Raw genomic sequence first — 20,734 nt, 5'->3', positions numbered from 1 at the left:
AGTCTATTCGGGGGATCCCTGAATAGGCCTCGCACTTGTTTATATCAATTTATGATGAAAATCAGAGTCTTGGAGGAAAATGAGCTATGATGGAATATCTTCCTGTAGCAGTCTTTGTAGGCTTCAGTATTGCCTTTGCCGGCATTCTTGTTGGCCTTGGTTATTTCTTGTCGCCAAGTCAACCTAATGCTGAAAAGCTATCTCCATATGAAAGCGGATTCGAGGCGTTTGAAGATGCCCGAATGAAGTTTGATGTCCGATTCTTTCTCGTCGCAATTCTTTTTATTGTTTTTGACTTAGAGTTAATCTTCCTCATTCCTTGGGCAACAGCACTTAAAATGATAGGACTACCCGGTATTATGGCTGTGGTAGTTTTTCTCGTTTTATTGACGGTTGGTTTTGCGTATGAGTGGAAGAAAGGGGCACTTGAATGGGATTAGAAGCTAGATTAGAAGAGGGGTTTATTACAACCACCCTCGATTCAGCAATTAACTGGGCGCGTACCGGGTCGCTATGGCCGGTCACGTTTGGACTTGCTTGTTGTGCATTGGAGATGATGCATGTCGGCGCCGCACGATATGACTTAGACCGTTATGGTGGTGCTGTATTTAGGGCTTCTCCAAGACAAGCAGATTTAATGATTATTGCAGGGACATTAACCAACAAGATGGCGATTCCGCTTCGTAAAGTTTACGATCAGATGCCAGAACCAAAATGGGTGATCTCCATGGGTTCTTGTGCCAACGGTGGAGGATATTACCATTACTCTTACTCTGTTGTACGTGGCTCAGATCGAGTGGTGCCGGTAGATGTCTACGTGCCAGGTTGTCCGCCTACTGCTGAAGCATTGATGTTCGGGATCTTACGTCTTCATGAAAAGATCAAACGTACCAGTACTATTGCAAGATTAGGGTAGGTGAGAAATGGCAAGATTTATTAGAAATCCGGAAGAATTGTTAGAAACGTTAACAACAATTCTTGGGGATAAAATTCTCAAGTCAGTGCTACATGTCGGTGAAGTGACTATTACAATCGCCCCCGATACAGTTCATTCCGTGATGGAAACACTTCGTCACCATGATGAACTTAAGTTTGAGCAGATGACAGATATTACGGGCGTCGACTATGCCGCATATGGACTAACCGAATGGGATGTAGAGGCTTCTAATCATGGCTTTAGTCGTGGTACAACGCCGCAAGCCGTAGGTAGAGCCGGTACACAATTAGAAAAAACAGCCCATAAAAAATCAATGACAGAGCGTTTTGCGGTTGTCTATCAGCTATTGTCGTTGACGCATAATGCGCGTTTACGTGTAAAGACCTATCTTGATGGCGAGCAAAATAACACGATCCCGATGGTGGATTCTGTTTCGGATATTTGGGCTGGCGCAAACTGGTTTGAGCGGGAAACCTTTGACATGTTTGGCATCGCTTTTAGAAATCATCCTGATTTACGTCGTATTCTCTCTGACTATGGTTTTATCGGTCATCCACTTCGTAAAGATTTCCCTTTAACTGGGAATGTAGAAGTGATCTATGATGAAGAACTGCGCAGAGTGGTGTATCAACCCGTTTCGATTGAATCGCGTGTCAATATTCCACGAATGATTCGTAAGGGGTAGGAGAGTTATGACAACTAATATTGAAAATTATACGATTAACTTTGGACCACAGCATCCAGCAGCGCATGGTGTAATGCGTTTGATTCTTGAGCTACGTGGGGAAACTGTTGAGCGTGCCGATGTGCATGTAGGTTTGCTTCATCGTGGTACTGAGAAATTAATGGAAGCGAAACCTTATACGCAATCCATTGGTTACTTAGATCGCTTAGACTACTGTTCATGTCTTAATAATGAGCATGCTTTTGTATTAGCGGTTGAGAAGTTACTCGGTATCGAAGTACCTATTCGAGCACAATATATCCGGGTGTTAATGGATGAAGCAACACGTATCATGAACCATTTAATGTGGCTCGGTTCACATGGTCATGACTTAGGTGCGATGGCGATGCTCCTCTACTGTTTCCGTGATCGTGAAGAACTTTACGATGCGCAAGAGGCAATTACCGGCGCACGTATTCACCCATTCTACTATCGTGTGGGCGGCGTTGCGAAAGATCTACCAAACCAGATGCCTAAATATGAGCCGAGTAAGTTCAGATCGAAAAAGAAACTTGAACGGATCAATGCGGCACGTCAAGGAGATGTATTAGACTTCTTAGAAGATTTCTGTGACCGTTTTGTCAATCAAAACATGAAAGAGTATCGGGACCTTCTTGTAGGAAACCGTATTTGGAAAGGTCGTGTTGTCGGTATTGGTGTTGTCTCTGCAGAGCGCGCGATCGAACTAGGCTTTACAGGGCCTATGCTTCGTGGTTCAGGTGTTGCTTGGGATCTACGTAAAACACAACCCTATTCAGTTTACGATCAGCTTGATTTTGAAGTGCCTGTTGGCGTAAATGGTGATTGTTATGATCGTTTCTTAGTTCGTTTAGAAGAGATGGTGCAATCAGCACATATTATGAAGCAATGTATTGCTTGGCTTCGTGAGAACAAAGGGCCAGTAATGGCGGAAGATAGTCGTGTAACAATTCCACAAAGACGCGATGTTAAAGAGGGAATGGAATCTCTGATTCAGCAATTTAAAGTCTTTACAGAAGGTTTTTGTGTGCCTGAGGGTGAAGCCTATGCTGCGATTGAGCATCCTAAGGGTGAGTTTGGTGTTTATTTAGTATCAGATGGGGCGAATAAACCTTATCGTGTTAAGTTGAGAGCGCCTGGATTCTCCCATATTTCGGCCACCGAAGAGATGGTGCACCGTCACATGTTATCTGACTTAGTTGCGATTATCGGAACACAAGACTTAGTGTTTGGGGACATCGACCGCTAATTTTACGAACGACAGAAATAGAGTAGCGAAAATGAAAAATAGAGAAAGCATTTTAAGTAGCCATGCGAGAGCAGAGATTGATCGCTGGCTAGCGCGCTTCCCGGAAGACCGGAAGCAATCTGCACTGCTTGCTGCACTGCGTGAAGTTCAGCATGAAAATGGCGGTTATTTAACAACAGAATTGATGGATGCCATTGCTGATTATCTTGAGTTGCCGCCGATTGCGGTATATGAGGTAGCCTCGTTTTATTCCAACTTTGAATTGAAACCATGTGGTAAGAATGCCCTTCTTATCTGTACTAATATCTCTTGTATGCTTCGTGGCGCCGAAGAGATCCTAGCACACGTGGAAAACCGTTTAGGTATTAAGGCCGGGGAATCAACACCTGACGGTCTTTTTTCGTTGAAGAAAGAGGATGAATGCCTTGCCGCATGTACGGCAGCACCCGCAGCTTTAATTAATCATGTGTACCATGAGAATTTAACGATTGAGAAAATTGATGAAATTCTCGATCGTATCGAATCAAGAGCAGATAAGAAAGAGGCAAACTAATGGTTAGAAATGAAGTTTGTTACTTCACTCTCGGGCACGATAAGCCTTGGTCGATTGAGACCTACATGAGCTTAGGTGGCTACGATGGGTGGAAGAAGATATTAAGAGGCGAACTCTCGAAAGAAGAAGTGATCGAGATGGTGAAGGCTTCAGAACTTCGCGGTCGTGGGGGGGCAGGTTTCCCAACGGGTGTGAAGTGGAGCTTTATGCCGAAGAACACGGATGGTAGCAGTTACCTTGTTTGTAACTCAGATGAATCTGAGCCAGGCACCTGTAAGGATAGAGATATTCTTCGCTATAATCCTCATGCCCTCGTTGAAGGCATGGCGATTGCGGCTTATGCAATCGGCGCAAAAGTAGGCTACAACTACATGCGTGGAGAGTTTAGTGAAGAGCCGTTTAAACGCTTTGAGGCCGCTGTACAAGAAGCTAGAGATGCAGGACTTTTAGGGGAGAATATCCAAGGGACTGGTATTTCTGTTGAGTTATACGGTGCGCTCGGTGCGGGGGCTTATATCTGTGGGGAAGAGACGGCATTACTAGAGTCTTTAGAGGGTAAGAAAGGTCAACCTCGTTTTAAACCACCATTCCCTGCAGCTGTCGGTTTATATGGTAAGCCAACAACAATCAATAACTGTGAATCACTCTCATCGGTGGGTCGTATTTTAAGAAATGGCCCAGAATGGTTTAAGAATCATGGAATTCCTGGTGCGGGTGGTCAGAAGATTTTCTCTATCTCAGGTCATGTTGAAAGACCTGGAAATTATGAAATTCCAATGGGAACACCTTTCAAGGATCTATTAGAGTTAGCCGGTGGTATCTGGAAAGGTCGCAAGATTAAAGCCGTTATCCCGGGAGGATCATCCGTTCCTGTTGTTCCGGGTCATATCATGATGGAAACCAACATGGATTATGATTCTATTGCGAAAAAAGCGGGTTCAATGATGGGGTCCGGTGCTGTGATCGTGATGGATGAGACAACAGACATGGTTAAAGTATTAAAGACGCTTGCAAGTTTCTATTTTAGTGAATCTTGTGGTCAATGTACGCCATGTCGCGAGGGTACAGGTTGGCTCTATCGTGTGGTTGAGCGTATTTTAGAGGGGCAAGGTCGTCCTGAAGATCTCGATAAACTGCTTCATGTGGCTAATAATATCGGCGGTCGTACAATCTGCGCTTTAGGTGATGCGGCTGCAACGCCTATTTTAAGCTTTATTAAACATTTCCCAGAAGAGTTCAAATTCTATATTGAGCATGGGAGAAGTATGATTGAGGGAGCCCAATAATGAGTAATGAAAAAATATTTACCGTAAATATTGACGGTAAGGAATTTCAAGCACCTGCGGGCACAATGTTAATCGAGGTTGCGGATCGGGAGGGGATTACCATTCCTCGTTTTTGCTACCATGATAAGCTATCGATTGCCGCAAGTTGCCGGATGTGTTTAGTCGATGTTGAGCGGATGCCAAAGCCGGCACCTGCTTGTGCAACGCCGATTATGGATGGCATGATTGTTCGTACAAGAAGTGAAAAAGCACGAGCAGCACAAAAAGCCATTATGGAATTCTTGCTAATCAATCACCCACTTGATTGTCCGATTTGTGACCAAGGTGGTGAATGTGAGTTACAAGATTTTTCTGCTGAATATGGGCAAAATCACTCAATCTATACTGAAGAGAAACGTCATTTCCCGAAAAGCGATATTGGTCCACTCGTTGAGACTTTTATGAATCGTTGTATTCAATGTACTCGTTGCGTACGTTATGGCGATGAGATTGCAGGAATGCGTGAGCTAGGTGGATTAGATCGTGGAGATCGTTTAGAAATCTCCACTTATATTCAGCATGCACTTGCTTCAGAAGTCTCGGCGAATATCATCGATATCTGCCCAGTAGGTGCATTAACTGCTAAACCTTCAAAATATGGTGCGCGTCCTTGGGAATATATGAATCATGATTCAATTTCGATTCATGATGGTGTTGGTACGAATACTGAAATTCATACATTACGTGGCAAAATAGCAAGAGTGGTATCTCGTCGTAATGATGAGATTAATGAACCTTGGATTGCTGACCGCGATCGTTTCAGTTATGAAGCGCTATTTAGTGCAGATCGAGCTCATTTCCCATTGATCGATAATGGTCAAGGTGTGCTAGAACAAGCAGATTGGGCTGATGCGCTTAAAGCAACGAAGCTTGTTATTGAAGGCGCGATTCAAAAATATGGTTCTGATCAAGTAGGTGTCTTTGTTTCACCGCTTGCTTCAGTAGAAGAGCTTCAGTTAATTAGTGAATTAAAAGCAGGGTTAAATCTTAAAAATGTTGATTACCGTTTGAAACAACGGGATTTTAGCGGTGAAAAGAGTGAGCCAGCTTTCCGTTCATTAGGGCTTAAATTAACAGAGATCAATCAGCTTGATTCGGTCTTTTTAGTAGGGGCCGATCCTCGCATGGAGGTGCCTGTTTTAGCCATTCGTTTAAGAGATGCGGTTAAAAATGGCGCGAAAGTCTCTCGTCTTGGGACTTATGATGCGGATCAATTACATTCAATGCATGCCTCATTAATTGCTCACCCATTTGATTGGGTTGGTACTTTAATGGCTGTCGTAAAACGTGTTGCTACAGCTAAAGGGCAACCATTAGCGCTAGAATTTGCGGAGATTCATGCAGATACAGCGGTGGATAATGCCTTAGTTGATCGCGTTGCTGATCAGTTACTCAATGGCGAGCGTGAGTGGATTGTGATTGGGGATGAGGCGATGAGTCATCCACAATTTGCAACGATTCGTGCATTAAGTATTGAGTTGGCACGCTTAACGGGTGCAAGTCTTGGTTATTTTACTGCGGGAGCAAATAGCTCTGGTGCAGCGTTAACGCAGATTACAACGGATGGTTTTAATACTGCATCGATGCTTGCAAAACCACTCAAGGCTTATATTTTAGTAGGCGCAATTGATCCTGAACATGACTTCGTAGAAACAGAGCAAGTACTCACTGCACTTAAATCTGCTGAAGCCGTTGTTGCGATTACACCGTTTGCGAGTAAAACACTACAGTCGTTGGCCAATATCATTCTACCTGCGGCTGCTTGGGCCGAGAGTTCAGGGAGTTTTGTGAACTTAGAAGGACGTTTACAGTCACTGCAGGCAGCGAGTATGCCACAAGGAGAAGCTCGTCCACTTTGGAAGATTCTTCGTGTTCTTGGTAATCAATTTGAATTGCCAGGCTTTGGGTATATCAGTTCTGAAGATGTATTGGCAAAATGGCGTTTGGCGCATGAAGCACAATTAACAGCAGCAGATAATACTCAAGGGGCAATTGCCTTTAATTATCAAGCTGTGCCAAAGGCAGGGTTAATGGCGATTCCAACGACTTCAATCTACTCAGTGGATGCTTATGTTCGTCGTGGTGAAGCGTTACAAAAAACGCCTTTAGCAAGTCGTGCACGAATTGCATTTAACAATAGCAGTGATGAAGCGCAAGTAATGGCGATTTTAAATCAAGAGAGCCGTTTCACTTCTAGAGTGTCAACAAAAGTAGCGCCTGGATGTGTTCGAATTCCGACAGAATATGCGGGGCAGACACCTTTTTATCAATTTATCAAGGGGGCAAATTAGATGGATATCATCATGGCGATTATTCATTATCCGCTTGTTTGGGCTCTACTTAAGACGTTGGCGATTTTTCTACCGATCGTTTTATCTGTAGCGTATTTAACATTTGCAGAACGTAAAATTCTGGGATATATGCATATCCGTTTAGGGCCAAATCGTGTGGGTCCTAAAGGTTTGTTACAACCCTTTGCTGACTTAATGAAGATGATCTTCAAAGAGTGGATTATTCCTTCAGCTGCGAATAAGGCGATGTTCTTAATCGCCCCATTTGTGGCTGTAACAACGGCTTTTGCAGTATGGGCAGTGATTCCTTTCCAAGATAATTGGATCAGTTCATCAATGGATTCAGGGATTCTCTTTATTCTTGCAATGACTTCTTTAGGGGTCTATTCATCATTGATTGGTGGTTGGGGATCAAACTCTAAATTTGCCATGTTCGGGGCGATCCGAAGTGCCTCACAAGTGATCTCTTATGAGCTTGCGATTGGTTTTGCGTTGATTACCGTTGTCATGATTTCAGGAAGTTTGAATCTCTCTGAAATTGTGAAATCGCAATCAGGTAGCTTAGGGTTAGTTAATTGGTACTTTATTCCATTATTACCAATGGCAGTGATCTACTTTATTGCCGGTCTTGCGGAATTAAACCGTGCTCCATTTGAAGTGACAGAAGGGGAATCAGAAATTGTTGCAGGTTACTTCACTGAGTATTCAGGAACAGGCTTCGTGACTTTCTACCTTGCTGAATATACAAATATGATCTTAATGTCTGCATTGATGAGCTTGCTCTTCTTTGGTGGCTGGCTTGCACCGCTCTCAGGGGTTGAAGCGATTGAGAATATTCCAGTGATCTCATTCTTGGCACAAGATAGCCTTTTCTGGATGATTTTGAAGATGGCATTCTTCCTCTTCTCAATGGTTTGGGTTCGCGCAACATTCCCGGGATATCGTTATGACCAGATTATGCGGTTAGGTTGGAAATTCTTTATTCCGATTGCACTTGTATGGATTGCGGTAGTACTCGTGATGTATGGCATCGGTTTAAAACCATGGTTTTAAGAAATAGGGTAGGACTAATCAATGTTTAAATATTTAAAATCATTTTACGAAACGTTTACGTTAAGAGAATTGCGTAAAGGTTTAGGAATTACCTTTCGTTATTTCTTTAGACCGAAATTTACGATCGAGTATCCGTTTGAAAAAACACCACAATCGAATCGTTTTCGTGGGTTGCATGCACTACGCCGTTATCCTAATGGGGAAGAGCGCTGTATTGGTTGTAAATTGTGTGAAGCAGTTTGTCCTGCATTAGCAATTACTATTGATACAGAAGAGCGTGGCGATGGCACTCGTCGAACAACGCGTTACGATATTGACCTTTTTAAATGTATCTTCTGTGGTTTATGTGAACAGGCCTGTCCTGTAGATTCAATCGTGTTAACTCGCGTATTTGAATATCACATGGAAGAGAAAGGGGAAAATATCATCACTAAAGAGACTCTGCTAGCACTCGGCGATAAGTATGAAGTACAGATCGCAGCCGATCGCGCGCTTGACTCTAAATTGTACTAGGGGGAGAAGATGTTATTTAAGATTTTATTTTATATCTTCGCACTTATTACCGTCTATTCAGCTATTCGGGTGGTAAGCGCTAAGAATACGATGACATCAGTACTTCACCTGGTTCTGATTTTCGTCATGGTGAGTTGCTGTTGGTTATTATTACAAGCAGAGTTCTTGGCTTTAGCCTTGATTATTATCTACTGTGGAGCGGTGATGGTTTTCTTCCTCTTTGCGGTGATGATGCTCGATATTCCTCACGATATGATGAAAAAAGGCTTAGTGAAATATCTACCGGTTGCGGTATTGGTTGCAATCGTTTTTATTGCTGAGATTTTAGTGGTGACTTTAGGGGGCGATAGCTTTATTACTCAGAACTTTGCGCTTGCAGGTGGAGTTGAATCTATTCGTGAAGGGGCAGAATTAACGAATGCTCAAGAGCTTGGTGTCATTCTCTACACGGAATATATCTATGCCTTTGAAGCAACAGCCTTGATTCTTCTTGTTGCAATGATTGCAGCGATTGCCTTAACGCATCGCGTTGGACCACTTCGTCGTAAAGATGTACCTGTGGGTTGGCAGATTAAAGCGGATCCTACCAAACGTGTACGGATGGTAAAAATGGATTCAGCAGTTTTAGCACCGGCGCCTGTCAAGGAAGAGGAAGCTGATGCAGTCACACAAGAGGAGGAAAAGTAATATGAATCTTGTTATTGATGATTATATTATTCTCTCGACAATTCTATTCGGAATTAGTACGGCGGGAATCTTTATTAATCGTAGAAATTTGATTGTGCTCTTAATGTGCATTGAGTTAATGCTCTTAGCAAGTAGTACTCTCTTTGTGGCGTTCTCACAGTTTTCTGGCGATTTACATGGACAAATTTTTGTCTTCTTTACGTTAGCAGTTGCAGCGGCAGAAGCAGCGATTGGTCTTGCGATCTTGGTATTAATATTCAGAAATCGTGGCAATATTAATGTCGATGAAATTACAGAGTTAAGAGGCTAACAATGGAATTTAAATATATTTATCTTTTGATTGTTTTATTGCCTCTGATGGGTTCAGCGATTGCTGGTCTCTTCTGTAGGGTCATTAATCAAAAAGTAGCCCATACTGTCACGATTCTCTTTGTTGCAATCGCAGCTGCACTTTCGATCTTTGTGTTAATTGAACACATGACAGGACGTGCACCAATTTTCAATGAGAATCTCTATACTTGGATGAACACAGGTTCATTAAGTGTGGGTGTGGGCTTTATGGTGGATAACCTGACGGCAATGATGATGGTCGTGATTACTTCGGTATCAACGATGGTTCATCTCTACTCGGTGGGATATATGAAAGGGGATCCTGGTTATAACCGTTTCTTCAGCTATATTTCACTCTTTACCTTCTCAATGTTGATGCTTGTGATGTCTAATAACTTCATGCAGCTCTTCTTTGGTTGGGAAGCCGTTGGTTTAGTCTCTTATCTCTTGATTGGTTTCTGGTTTAAAAAGCCAACCGCAACTTATGCCAATATGAAAGCTTTCTTAGTCAACCGCGTTGGAGACTTTGGCTTTATTATCGGTATCGCTTGTGTGGCGTATGCAACTAGTTCATTAACCTATACAGATGTATTTTCTAAAGTTGATGAAATATCTACTATGAATCAAGTAGCTGGTACAAATTGGAGTATCCATTTCTTAGGGACTGATTGGAATATGATGACCTTTGCGGCGGTATTCCTCTTTATCGGCGCTATGGGTAAATCGGCACAGGTTCCTTTACATGTTTGGTTACCAGATTCAATGGAAGGTCCAACGCCAATTTCTGCGTTAATCCATGCGGCAACGATGGTAACAGCAGGGATCTTTATGGTAGCGAGAATGTCGCCGATCTATGAATTATCAACAACGGCTCTGTCAATGGTGATGATTCTAGGTGCAATTACTGCGCTCTTTATGGGAATCTTAGGATTATTCCAAACCGATATCAAACGGGTTATCGCTTACTCGACAATCTCACAGCTTGGTTATATGACTGTGGCATTAGGGGCATCAGCATACTCATTAGCCGCTTTCCATTTAACGACGCACGCATTCTTTAAAGCATTACTCTTCTTAGGTGCAGGTTCTGTCATTATTGGTATGAGTCACGTTCAAGATATGCGTTATATGGGTGGGCTTCGGAAGAAGATGCCGATTACTTGGATTACCACTTTAATTGGTTCACTTGCGCTTGTGGGGATGCCATTCTTCTCAGGTTACTATTCAAAAGAGGGGATTATCTGGTCGCTTGAGCATAGCACAGCGTTTGGTTCAGGTTTTGCCCATTTAGCACTTGAGATCGGTGTTTTCTTAACCGCACTCTATACCTTTAGAATGTATTTCTTAGTCTTCCATGGTAAAGCGCGTTATACCGTTGATGAGTCTTTAGGACATGATCATCATGGCGATGATGAGAGTGTGTTACCAGAGATGCCGAAAGAGTCACCTTGGGTTGTAACATTACCGCTTATTTTACTTGCGATTCCATCGATCATTCTAGGTTGGTATATGGCACCGATGATGTTTGAGAATACATTCCTTGAACACTCTGTCTATATCGACAATATTGTGAATCCTGCCACTGAGTTTATGAAAAATAATTTCCATGGCTCATGGGAGATGACAAAAGAGGCCTTAACTGCACCGGCGTTCTACCTCACTTTAGCGGGTATTGCTACGGCATGGTATAGCTTCTTAATTCATCCGAAAGTTGCAGTGAAAGGTCGTGAGTTCCTTGAGAAAATCGGTCTTTATAAAGTATTTGAAAATAAATACTACTTTGATGATGTAAACCAAAAAGTATTTGCCAATGGGGCAGTGGCATTAGGTCGCTTCTTCTGGACGAAAATTGACGATAAGATTATCGATCAAGGAATTGTCTTTGGTGCGGCTCGTGTTGCCTCTGTTGTAGGTGCTGGTATTCGTCGCATTCAAACAGGGTTCATCTACCATATGGCTTTCTTAATGGTAGTTGGTTTATTGGCACTTATGACTTGGGTCGTATTTTTTAACTAGGAATAAACAATGGACACAATGCAAATCTCTTGGTTAAGTTTAGTCATTTGGCTTCCGATTCTCGGCGGACTCATTGTGCTTGCTGTGGGTAATGAGCCCACGCGAGTCCGTTGGTTATCGCTTGCCTTTGCTATTCTTGCTTTTATTATTTCGTTACCACTACTATTCCTATTTGATTCTGGTATCAGTGGTATGCAATTTGTGGAACAGATGGTGTGGAGCAGTGAGCTTGGCATCAGCTACCACTTAGGGATAGATGGTTTCTCAATGCCCTTTATTGTCTTAACCACTTTCGTGACGATTTTAGTGGTTATTGCGGGATGGGAAATTATCAAAGATCGGCCTAATCAATATTTTGCCGCTTTCTTAATCCTCGAAGGTTTAATGAACGGGATCTTTGCTTCAGTAGATGGGATTCTTTTCTATGTATTCTTCGAAGCGATGTTAATCCCGATGTTCCTCATTATCGGTGTTTGGGGTGGACCAAACCGTATTACTGCGGCTCTTAAGTTCTTCCTCTATACATTCTTAGGGTCAATCTTCTTACTGATCGCATTGATCTACCTCTATCTACAAAGCGGTAGCTTCGATATTATCGGTTTCCAAAATTTAACATTAGCGGAATCAACTCAAAAATGGCTTTTCCTCGCATTCCTTGCTGGATTTGCGGTGAAAGTGCCGATGTTCCCTGTGCATACTTGGTTGCCTTCAGCGCACGTTGAAGCACCTACCGGTGGTTCAGTAATTCTAGCAGCGATTACCCTTAAAATTGGGGGGTATGGTTTCGTACGTTTCATGTTACCGATTGCACCTTTGGGCGCCGCTTATTTCTCATGGTTAATCGTGGGCTTAAGTGTGATTGCAATCCTCTATATCGCACTTGTGGCATTAGTTCAGCGTGATATGAAGAAGATGATTGCATACTCCTCTATCTCTCATATGGGATTTGTGACGTTAGCATTTATTCTTCCTGTTGCGATGTTGGGCGGGAATGTACTTGACCCTGAAGCAATGCAGATGGCGCTTCAAGGCGGTATGATGCAGATGATTTCTCATGGCCTTGTATCTGCAGGGATGTTCCTCTGTATTGGTGTGCTTTATGATCGTATCCATTCACGTGAAATTGCCGATTACGGCGGTGTGATTAATAGCATGCCAGTATTTGGTGCCTTCTTCATCTTCTTTACGATGGCAAACTCAGGATTACCAGGAACTTCAGGCTTTATCGGTGAGTTCTGGACGATTCTCGCGAGCTTCCATTACTCTGTTTATATTGCGATTCTGATTGCGTTATCATTGATTCTAAGTGCTGCTTACAACCTTTGGTTAACAAAACGTGTGATTTTAGGCGATATCGTCCATGAGCACGTAAGACAGATGAAAGATATTAATGGTAGAGAATGGTTCTTATTGGGTTCATTAGCTGTATTAATCGTATTATTTGGTGTTTGGCCAGATCCTATTGCGAATTTAATGCAATCAACGATTGATGGACTTATTACTCACTTGACAGGTCAATTCTAAAGGAAGTTAAAAATGAAGGAATTAAATCTGACAGATATGCTCGTTGCTCTTCCTGAGATCTTTTTAATGGGTATGATCGTTGTCATCTTGTTATATGAGAGCCTCAATAAGAATGCGAAGCAATCAATGCTCTTCACATTGAGCCTTATCGGGCTCTTCGGTGCGGGTATTATCAGTATCGTTTTATACAATGTCGATGTTACACAAGGCATTGTAATCAGTAACCATTTCTGGTTTGGTGAGATCAACTATAACCCGTTACTGCTTGTCTTAAAAGTGGCGATGGTTGTGATTGTTGCTTTCGGTTTAGTCTATAGCTATGGCCGAGCCGGTGAGCAAAATATCGTAACGGCGGAGTATTATGCGTTAGTATTACTCAGTACGTTAGGGATGTTAGTATTAGTCTCGGCGGCAAGTATGCTGATGGTCTATGTTGGTCTTGAGTTAATGTCTCTACCGATGTATGGTTTGGTGGCGCTTAATCGCCGTAACAATAAGAGTACGGAAGCTGCGATGAAATACTTCGTTATGGGGGCAATGTCATCAGCGATTCTACTCTTTGGTATGGCGCTACTCTATGGGGCAACAAGCTCTCTACAGTTTGAAGATATTCGCACGGTTATTGCCAATGGTATGACAGATAGTCAATCACGCTTAGTGCTCTTTGCAACAGCGTTTCTTATTGTAGGAACAGTCTTTAAACTAGGTGCAGCACCATTCCATGGTTGGGTACCGGATGTTTATGAGGGTGCACCATTACCTGTTGCGATGTTTATTGGAGCTGCACCGAAAGTAGCCGCCTTCATGATGGGTGTTTGGATTTTATTAGGTGCGGTAGGTGAATTTGCCGGTCAATGGCAACCATTTATCATCGCAATCTCTATTATCTCATTCATCATCGGTAATTTAGTGGCATTGAAACAAGATAATATTCGCCGGATGCTCGGTTATTCAGCAGTCTCTCATGCGGGTTTTATCTTATTAGGCCTACTAGTTACAGCAGAAAGTGATGCTGCTTTAAGTGCAGGAATGTTCTATGCCATTACTTATGCGATGACAACGACCGCTGCCTTTGGTTTTATGCTATCGGTGAAAGTAAATGGCAAGGAAGTGCAAGCGATTGATGACTTAAAAGGCTTTGCTCGCCAACATGCTTGGTATGCACTTTTAATGGCAGCGATCATGATCTCTATGGGCGGTATTCCATTCTTCGTTGGTTTCTATGGGAAATTTGTGGTACTCAAAGCCGCCTTTAATGCAGGTTATATCTTTACTGTGATCATTGCACTTTTAACTTCAGTGATTGGACTTTACTACTACTTACGTGTTGTGAAAGTGATGTTCTTTGATGAAGAAGTGCAAGGTCGTGAGTTAACGATTGAAGCAACGGGTTTAAGCCGGGTATTCTTTAATGTGAATGCACTTGCTTTAGTGGTACTAGGTGTTGCACCATCATTGCTTTACGCTTTCCTCTAAGTGATTGAAGTATTGAAATAGGGAAGATGAATCACCATATAGAGATATAGTGGTATCATCTACTTTGAAAAGAGTTCTATCAGATACTACGGTATCGGGAACTCTTTTTTATATATTGACCCAAAATTATCTATGATTGAATACTAAAAATAGTGAGGAGATTATGCAAGAGATTACGATAGGCGTTGTATCCATATCTGATAGAGCAAGCCAAGGCGTTTATCAAGATGAAGGGATTCCACATCTTAAAGCGTGGTTGACAAAAGCAATTCGTAACCCGATTCGCTTTCATGAGTGTTTAATCGCCGATGAACAACCGTTGATTGAACAAACACTTAAAGATTTAGTCGATAATGAACATTGTGATCTCATTCTCACAACTGGCGGTACAGGGCCCACTAAACGAGATGTAACACCTGATGCTACGTTAGCCGTGGCAGATAAAGAGATGCCGGGATTTGGGGAACAGATGCGCCAAGTGAGCCTTCATTTCGTACCTACAGCGATTCTTTCTCGGCAGGTAGGGGTGATTCGTAAAGAGACGTTAATCGTCAATCTGCCCGGTCGTCCTCGAGCCATTGAAGAGACATTAGCTGGTGTAAAAGATGAAGCAGGGAATATCCTAGTTCAAGGTATTTTCGCCGCTATTCCTTACTGTCTTGATCTGATTGGTGCAGGTTATATTGAAGTCAATGAAGCGGTAACGAGTGCGTTCCGGCCAAAGAAGAAGTAGAAGAACTCAAGATACTAGATAGTATCGATTTTGTCAGGGATTAATGGTTACTCACGAAGGTCAGTTGCTCATGGAAGAGTTGCTGACAGTTGCTCTTTTTTAAGCATTAAATCCCTTTTTCTCTGTGTCTCATAAAGGATGTATGAAACGTCTATTAATCAGTTTATTGCTCTTACTACTGATTGCCGGTCTTGGCTCTATGTACTATTTTCGGGATCGATTATGGTTGATTCCGATGTACTTTGATAAAGGAACAGAATCGCCGATTGAGATTGCAAAGCAAGATCCCCATTTTTCACCGATTGATCTTAAAGTGCGGGCGGGTGAGGCGTATGAATATGCTAAAGCGCATGATTTTGATTTAGAACATGTGATTTTGATCGATTTTGGGCGACATTCTGGCACCCATCGTTTTTTTGTATGGAGTTTTGCCGAGCAAGCGCCGGTGATTGAGAGCTTAGTCGCTCATGGTTATGGTAATAAGGGGTTTGAGAGTAGTAATCAGGAGATTGTCTTTAGCAATATTCCCAATAGTTACACCTCATCTCTTGGCAAATATCGGATTGGAGAACGAGCTTGGAGCAAATGGGGCATTCATGTTCACTATAAATTGCATGGGTTAGAACCCACCAATGATAAGGCTTTTGAGCGTTATATTGTGTTGCACTCATTTGATATGATTCCGACAGAAGAGCAATATCCGGCCTATCTCCCTTTAGGTTTTAGCCAAGGTTGCCCAGTGGTTGATGATGAAACTATGCGAAAAGTTGATGCGCTACTACAGACTAAGCAGAAACCGGTTTTATTATGGGCCTATTACCTTGAATAGTTACGGTAAACCAGTCAATCGTCATCATGGTCGGAAATAGTATAGTAATGTCGGTTCAAAATAAATGCCGGCGCATCGGTTGTGATCAGTGAGAAAGTCGTTCTATTCGGCATCTTGCAAGTGTTGTTTAGTACGGTTTTATGTGTTTTAAAATCCCGCGATAGCTGTTTTAAAAACCATTTTTCTTAAACCCAATTTATTATATTTCCATAGGAATTGAATGTGATAGACAATTATTAATGGTGCCTCTCTAGTCTATTTTTGACGCATTTTTCAAACGATATTGCGTAGATTTCAAAATTTTTCTGATTTGATGGGACTTGGAAAATCCCTTGAATAGAGTCGGATTAAATGGCTTAAATCCTTGTTATTTTGCGGACTGATAATCGTTTATAGATAGGTGATTGATTGTTAAAAATCTTCTTATAATTTCAGCTTATTAGATAAAAAATGTAAAAAATCGTTGTCAAGTGAGCTTTCGCTCGTTATGATGAAATGCTTCTATGACATGAAGCATTGATGTCACAAAAGCACGTAAAACCCTCATCTTTGAGGGGGACGTGTTTTTTTTTGCCCCAAAAAAGTGGGTGAAAATCATCATAACAATAATGAAATAATTAAGGAGAGAGAAAACTGATGAAAGAGATCGCAACATTGCTATTAGCTGATGGGACTGTTTTTACAGGTGTAAGCGTAGGCGCAGAGGGTGAAGTGATGGCCAATATCACACTTTATCGTGGTGCTACAGGGTATGAAAACGTCTTAACAGATTCAGCTTATGAGCAACAGATCATCGCATTTACCTATCCCCATATCGGTAATACCGGGATAAGTGAAGACCGAAAACCGGTTGTTTCGGGTGTAATCTTACGGGATTACCCTGTGATGGAGAGCCATTTTCAGAGTCAATGGCCCCTGAAGGAGTATTTGCGACGACATCATATTATTGCGATCAGTGAAGTGGATACTCGTCATTTGAGCACGCTTGTGCGTGAAGCTGAGAGTAATTTTGGCACGATTTCTGGTGTGATTATCACAGGTAAATTGAGTGCCTTGCAGTTAGAGGCAAAGTTTAAGCACTATTTTGGCGTTGAATATCCCGAAAATAGAATGACAACCCTTTTATCATCCAGCCAAAACAGATCTACTCAAAATTCAGTTACTCAAAATTCAACCACTATTTCATTACAAAATCCCCAAGGATAGGAGGACATCATGCCAAAACGTCAAGATTTACAATCTATTTTAATTATCGGTGCCGGCCCGATTGTCATTGGTCAAGCTTGTGAGTTTGATTATTCCGGAGCGCAAGCCTGTAAAGCTCTCAAAAGTGAGGGATTCCGAGTTATTCTCGTGAATTCAAATCCGGCAACAATTATGACTGATCCTGAGATGGCAGATGCCACTTATATCGAGCCTATTACTTGGCAGACAGTGGCTAAAATTATCGAGAAAGAGCGCCCGGATGCTATTTTACCAACGATGGGTGGGCAAACAGCTCTCAATTGTGCCCTTGATTTGAGCCGTAATGGGATTCTTGAACAATATAATGTTGAAATTATCGGCGCAACCATTACCGCAATTGATAAGGCGGAAGATCGTGGTAAGTTTAAAATTGCGATGGAGAATATTGGTTTACAGTGTCCTAAAGCCTTTGTTGTTCATTCGATGGCGGAGGCTTTTGAAGCGCAAACTGTCGTAGGTTATCCAACACTTATTCGGCCCTCTTTTACGATGGGGGGAACAGGGGGCGGCATTGCCCATGATGAAGCTGAATTTATTGAGATCTGTGAACGAGGATTTGAAGCATCGCCGACTCATGAATTACTCATTGAACAATCGGTATTAGGTTGGAAAGAGATTGAGATGGAGGTTATTCGGGATAAATCGGATCATGTGATGATTGTCTGCTCTATTGAAAACTTTGATCCGATGGGTGTTCATACCGGGGATTCAATTACGATTGCCCCGGCGCAAACGCTCACAGATGAAGAGTATCAATTAGTGCGCGATGCGACGTTTGCGATTATTCGGGAAATTGGTGTTGATACCGGCGGTTCAAATGTACAATTTGCGATGAATCCTGCAAATGGGGAATTAGTGGTCATCGAGATGAATCCCCGAGTATCTCGCTCTTCTGCTCTTGCCTCAAAAGCAACCGGTTATCCGATTGCGAAGATCACTGCTAAATTAGCCGTAGGTTATACGCTTGCAGAACTTGATAATGATATGATCGGTTCAGATCTACCGGCAACTGTAGAACCCGCGATTGATTATGTGGTAACGAAAGTCCCCCGTTTTGCCTTTGAAAAATTTACGAATACAAATGATCGCTTAACTACGCAGATGAAATCCGTGGGAGAAGTGATGGCGATGGGACGAACATTTCAAGAATCACTACAGAAGGCTCTCAGAGGTTTAGAAACGGGGCTTTCAGGCTTAGCGTCTCGCAGTCAGGATCGCGCCGTAATTATTCGGGAATTAAAAGAGGCAGGCCCTGAGCGGATCCTCTATGTAGCGGATGCGCTTCGTATTGGAATGAGTATCGCCGAGATTAATCAATATTCTTGGATTGATCCTTGGTTTATTGCGCAGCTTGCCGATTTAGTGGCAGAAGAGAAAGCTCTTCAAGATTCGGAATTATCTGATTTAACGTATAATCGTCTACGGACTTTAAAACGGAAAGGTTTTTCTGATCAGAAAATTGCCGATTGCCTACAAATTAAAGAGAAACATATTCGTGCGCTGCGGGAGAGCTTAGACCTTCATCCTGTATATAAACGTGTAGATAGCTGTGCCGGCGCATTTCCGACAGATATCGCATATCTCTATTCTACCTATGAAGATTATTGTGAAGCGCGGGTCAGTGATCGCCGAAAAGTGATGATTCTAGGCGGCGGACCGAATAGGATCGGGCAAGGGATTGAATTTGATTACTGCTGCGTTCACGCCTCATTGGCCTTACGGGAATCAGGCTTTGAAACGATTATGGTTAATTGTAATCCCGAAACAGTTTCCACAGATTTTGATATTTCAGATCGTCTCTATTTCGAGCCTTTGACCTTAGAAGATCTATTAGAGATTATCCGTATTGAACAGCCAGAAGGGGTGATTGTGCATTATGGCGGACAAACACCGCTTAAATTAGCCAAGGCACTGGAAGAGAATGGTGTACCGATTATCGGTACATCGGCAGATAGCATTGATCTTGCAGAAGATCGGGCGCGTTTTCAATCGATTGTGAATGAATTGGCGCTTACTCAACCTGAAAACCAAATTGCCTATAGTGAAGCGGAGGCATTGCAGCTTGCCTCGAAAGTAGGATATCCCTTAGTCGTTAGACCCTCTTATGTTTTAGGGGGGCGGGCGATGCAGATTGTCTATTCAGATGAGGCTTTGCAGCGTTATATGCAAGAAGCAGTGACGGTGACACCGAATAGCCCGATTTTGTTAGATCATTTCTTAGATCATGCCATAGAGGTAGATGTAGATGCTATTTTTGATGGGGAGACATTGCTAGTCGGTGGTTTAATGGAGCATATTGAGCAAGCAGGTGTTCATTCAGGAGATTCAGCCTCAGTCTTACCGCCTCACTCTCTTTCAAAAGATGTTCAGGCGGAGATTATTGCTCAAACTGAAGCCTTGGCGAAAGCGCTATCTGTTCGTGGCTTGATGAATGTACAGTATGCGGTACAAGATAATATCGTCTATCTTTTAGAAGTCAATCCAAGGGCATCTAGAACTGTACCTTTCGTCAGTAAAGCCATGAAACAGCCATTGGCGAAAATTGCAGCGAGGGTGATGGCCGGCATTCCCCTTCAAGCACAAAATTTAACGGGGGTTGATCCATTACAAGCTGCCGAAATGGCTCAAGCAAAAGGGGGCTATGCAGTGAAAGAGGCGGTATTTCCTTTCAATAAGTTTAGTGGTATTGATGTAATTTTAGGGCCCGAGATGCGTTCCACAGGTGAAGTGATGGGAATTGGTCAGACGATGGCAGAAGCCTACCTTAAAGCACAACTGGGTGCCGGAGAAAAGGTTCGCCCGGAAGGTATTGTCTTCCTCTCGGTAGAAGATCGGGATAAAGATCTATTACCTGCTATTGCCCCTTATTTGATAGAGGCAGGTTATACACTTTGGGCAACGCCAGGAACGGCAAAAGCGTTACAAAGTAGTGGCTTTGCGATTACTGTGGTTACTGTAGATGAAGCACAATTAACGCTCAAAGAGGCGATCAAAGCAGGAAAAGTGGCGATGGTGATTAATACTGAGGCGCGGGATCTCGCCGGTAGAGCATCAAGTTATGCGATTCGCCGAGCTGCATTAAGTCATCGTGTACCTTATTACACAACGATGGCTGGTGCAAAAGCGATCTGTGAAAGTCTCCATTTTGCACCACAATTAGCAGTGGTATCCCTGCAAGATTTAGCTTCTATTGCCTAGGTTTATAGAGGAATATTCGCAATATGGATACTTATAGTAAATTTGGTTCAAAATAAGCATTATTGAAATGCC

At 42.6% G+C, this 20,734-nt stretch carries 18 protein-coding genes; all 18 read left to right on the top strand.

Annotated features, from left to right (window positions below; genetic code table 11):
- The first annotated feature begins 86 nt into the window (after positions 1-86).
- The 18 genes from ndhC to carB all read left to right on the top strand — a co-directional run bounded on the left by ndhC (position 87) and on the right by carB (position 20,662).
- A complete protein-coding gene (ndhC, locus tag DC083_RS02600; protein WP_109188686.1) occupies positions 87-440 on the top strand; it encodes an NADH-quinone oxidoreductase subunit A in 354 nt (117 codons plus the stop codon).
- Entirely contained in the window at positions 431-916 is a 486-nt protein-coding gene (locus tag DC083_RS02595) for a NuoB/complex I 20 kDa subunit family protein (RefSeq protein ID WP_026878777.1), read from the top strand. The genes ndhC and DC083_RS02595 overlap by 10 nt, the downstream gene beginning before the upstream one ends.
- A 7-nt stretch (positions 917-923) precedes the next feature.
- Entirely contained in the window at positions 924-1,622 is a 699-nt protein-coding gene (locus DC083_RS02590) for an NADH-quinone oxidoreductase subunit C (RefSeq protein WP_109188685.1), read from the top strand.
- 7 nt (positions 1,623-1,629) lie between these two features.
- Positions 1,630-2,889, top strand: a complete 1,260-nt coding sequence (locus DC083_RS02585; protein WP_109188684.1) for an NADH-quinone oxidoreductase subunit D — start codon at positions 1,630-1,632, stop codon at positions 2,887-2,889.
- A 31-nt stretch (positions 2,890-2,920) separates the two neighbouring features.
- A complete protein-coding gene (locus DC083_RS02580; RefSeq protein ID WP_109188683.1) occupies positions 2,921-3,442 on the top strand; it encodes an NADH-quinone oxidoreductase subunit NuoE family protein in 522 nt (173 codons plus the stop codon).
- On the top strand, positions 3,442-4,728 hold the full coding sequence (nuoF, locus tag DC083_RS02575) for an NADH-quinone oxidoreductase subunit NuoF (RefSeq protein WP_109188682.1): 1,287 nt from the start codon (positions 3,442-3,444) through the stop codon (positions 4,726-4,728). The genes DC083_RS02580 and nuoF overlap by 1 nt, the downstream gene beginning before the upstream one ends.
- Positions 4,728-7,058 (top strand): NADH-quinone oxidoreductase subunit NuoG, encoded by a 2,331-nt coding sequence (gene nuoG, locus DC083_RS02570; RefSeq protein WP_109188681.1) that lies wholly within the window; start codon positions 4,728-4,730, stop codon positions 7,056-7,058. Before nuoF ends, nuoG begins: the two co-directional genes overlap by 1 nt.
- Entirely contained in the window at positions 7,059-8,111 is a 1,053-nt protein-coding gene (nuoH, locus tag DC083_RS02565; protein WP_109188680.1) for an NADH-quinone oxidoreductase subunit NuoH, read from the top strand.
- A gap of 21 nt (positions 8,112-8,132) precedes the next feature.
- On the top strand, positions 8,133-8,624 hold the full coding sequence (gene nuoI, locus DC083_RS02560; protein ID WP_026878784.1) for an NADH-quinone oxidoreductase subunit NuoI: 492 nt from the start codon (positions 8,133-8,135) through the stop codon (positions 8,622-8,624).
- A 9-nt stretch (positions 8,625-8,633) separates the two neighbouring features.
- Positions 8,634-9,311, top strand: a complete 678-nt coding sequence (locus DC083_RS02555) for an NADH-quinone oxidoreductase subunit J (protein WP_109188679.1) — start codon at positions 8,634-8,636, stop codon at positions 9,309-9,311.
- Position 9,312: 1 nt separating this feature from the next.
- Positions 9,313-9,621, top strand: coding sequence for an NADH-quinone oxidoreductase subunit NuoK (nuoK, locus tag DC083_RS02550; RefSeq protein WP_109188678.1), 309 nt, complete (start codon positions 9,313-9,315; stop codon positions 9,619-9,621).
- 2 nt (positions 9,622-9,623) lie between these two features.
- Positions 9,624-11,657 carry an NADH-quinone oxidoreductase subunit L gene (gene nuoL / locus DC083_RS02545; protein ID WP_109188677.1) on the top strand — a complete coding sequence of 678 codons (2,034 nt, stop codon included), beginning with the start codon at positions 9,624-9,626 and terminating at the stop codon, positions 11,655-11,657.
- 9 nt (positions 11,658-11,666) lie between these two features.
- Positions 11,667-13,181 (top strand): NADH-quinone oxidoreductase subunit M, encoded by a 1,515-nt coding sequence (locus DC083_RS02540; protein WP_275667251.1) that lies wholly within the window; start codon positions 11,667-11,669, stop codon positions 13,179-13,181.
- Between the two features lie 12 nt (positions 13,182-13,193).
- Positions 13,194-14,657, top strand: a complete 1,464-nt coding sequence (locus DC083_RS02535) for an NADH-quinone oxidoreductase subunit N (RefSeq protein ID WP_229822247.1) — start codon at positions 13,194-13,196, stop codon at positions 14,655-14,657.
- A 163-nt stretch (positions 14,658-14,820) separates the two neighbouring features.
- Positions 14,821-15,390 carry a molybdopterin adenylyltransferase gene (mog, locus tag DC083_RS02530; RefSeq protein ID WP_109188676.1) on the top strand — a complete coding sequence of 190 codons (570 nt, stop codon included), beginning with the start codon at positions 14,821-14,823 and terminating at the stop codon, positions 15,388-15,390.
- A 142-nt stretch (positions 15,391-15,532) separates the two neighbouring features.
- Entirely contained in the window at positions 15,533-16,219 is a 687-nt protein-coding gene (locus DC083_RS02525; protein ID WP_109188675.1) for a murein L,D-transpeptidase catalytic domain-containing protein, read from the top strand.
- 636 nt (positions 16,220-16,855) lie between these two features.
- Positions 16,856-17,425: a carbamoyl-phosphate synthase domain-containing protein gene (locus tag DC083_RS02520; RefSeq protein ID WP_109188674.1), complete on the top strand. Its 570-nt coding sequence runs from the start codon at positions 16,856-16,858 to the stop codon at positions 17,423-17,425.
- 9 nt (positions 17,426-17,434) lie between these two features.
- The gene (gene carB, locus DC083_RS02515) at positions 17,435-20,662 is read left to right on the top strand and encodes a carbamoyl-phosphate synthase large subunit (protein WP_109188673.1); all 3,228 of its coding nucleotides are present in this window, start codon (positions 17,435-17,437) and stop codon (positions 20,660-20,662) included.
- The last annotated feature ends 72 nt before the right edge of the window (positions 20,663-20,734 follow it).

Origin of the sequence: Ignatzschineria ureiclastica, assembly GCF_003121845.1 — a bacterium.
In the GTDB taxonomy this organism is placed as follows: Bacteria; Pseudomonadota; Gammaproteobacteria; order Cardiobacteriales; family Wohlfahrtiimonadaceae; genus Ignatzschineria; species Ignatzschineria ureiclastica.
This window is presented reverse-complemented; position numbering and strand designations above follow the sequence as displayed.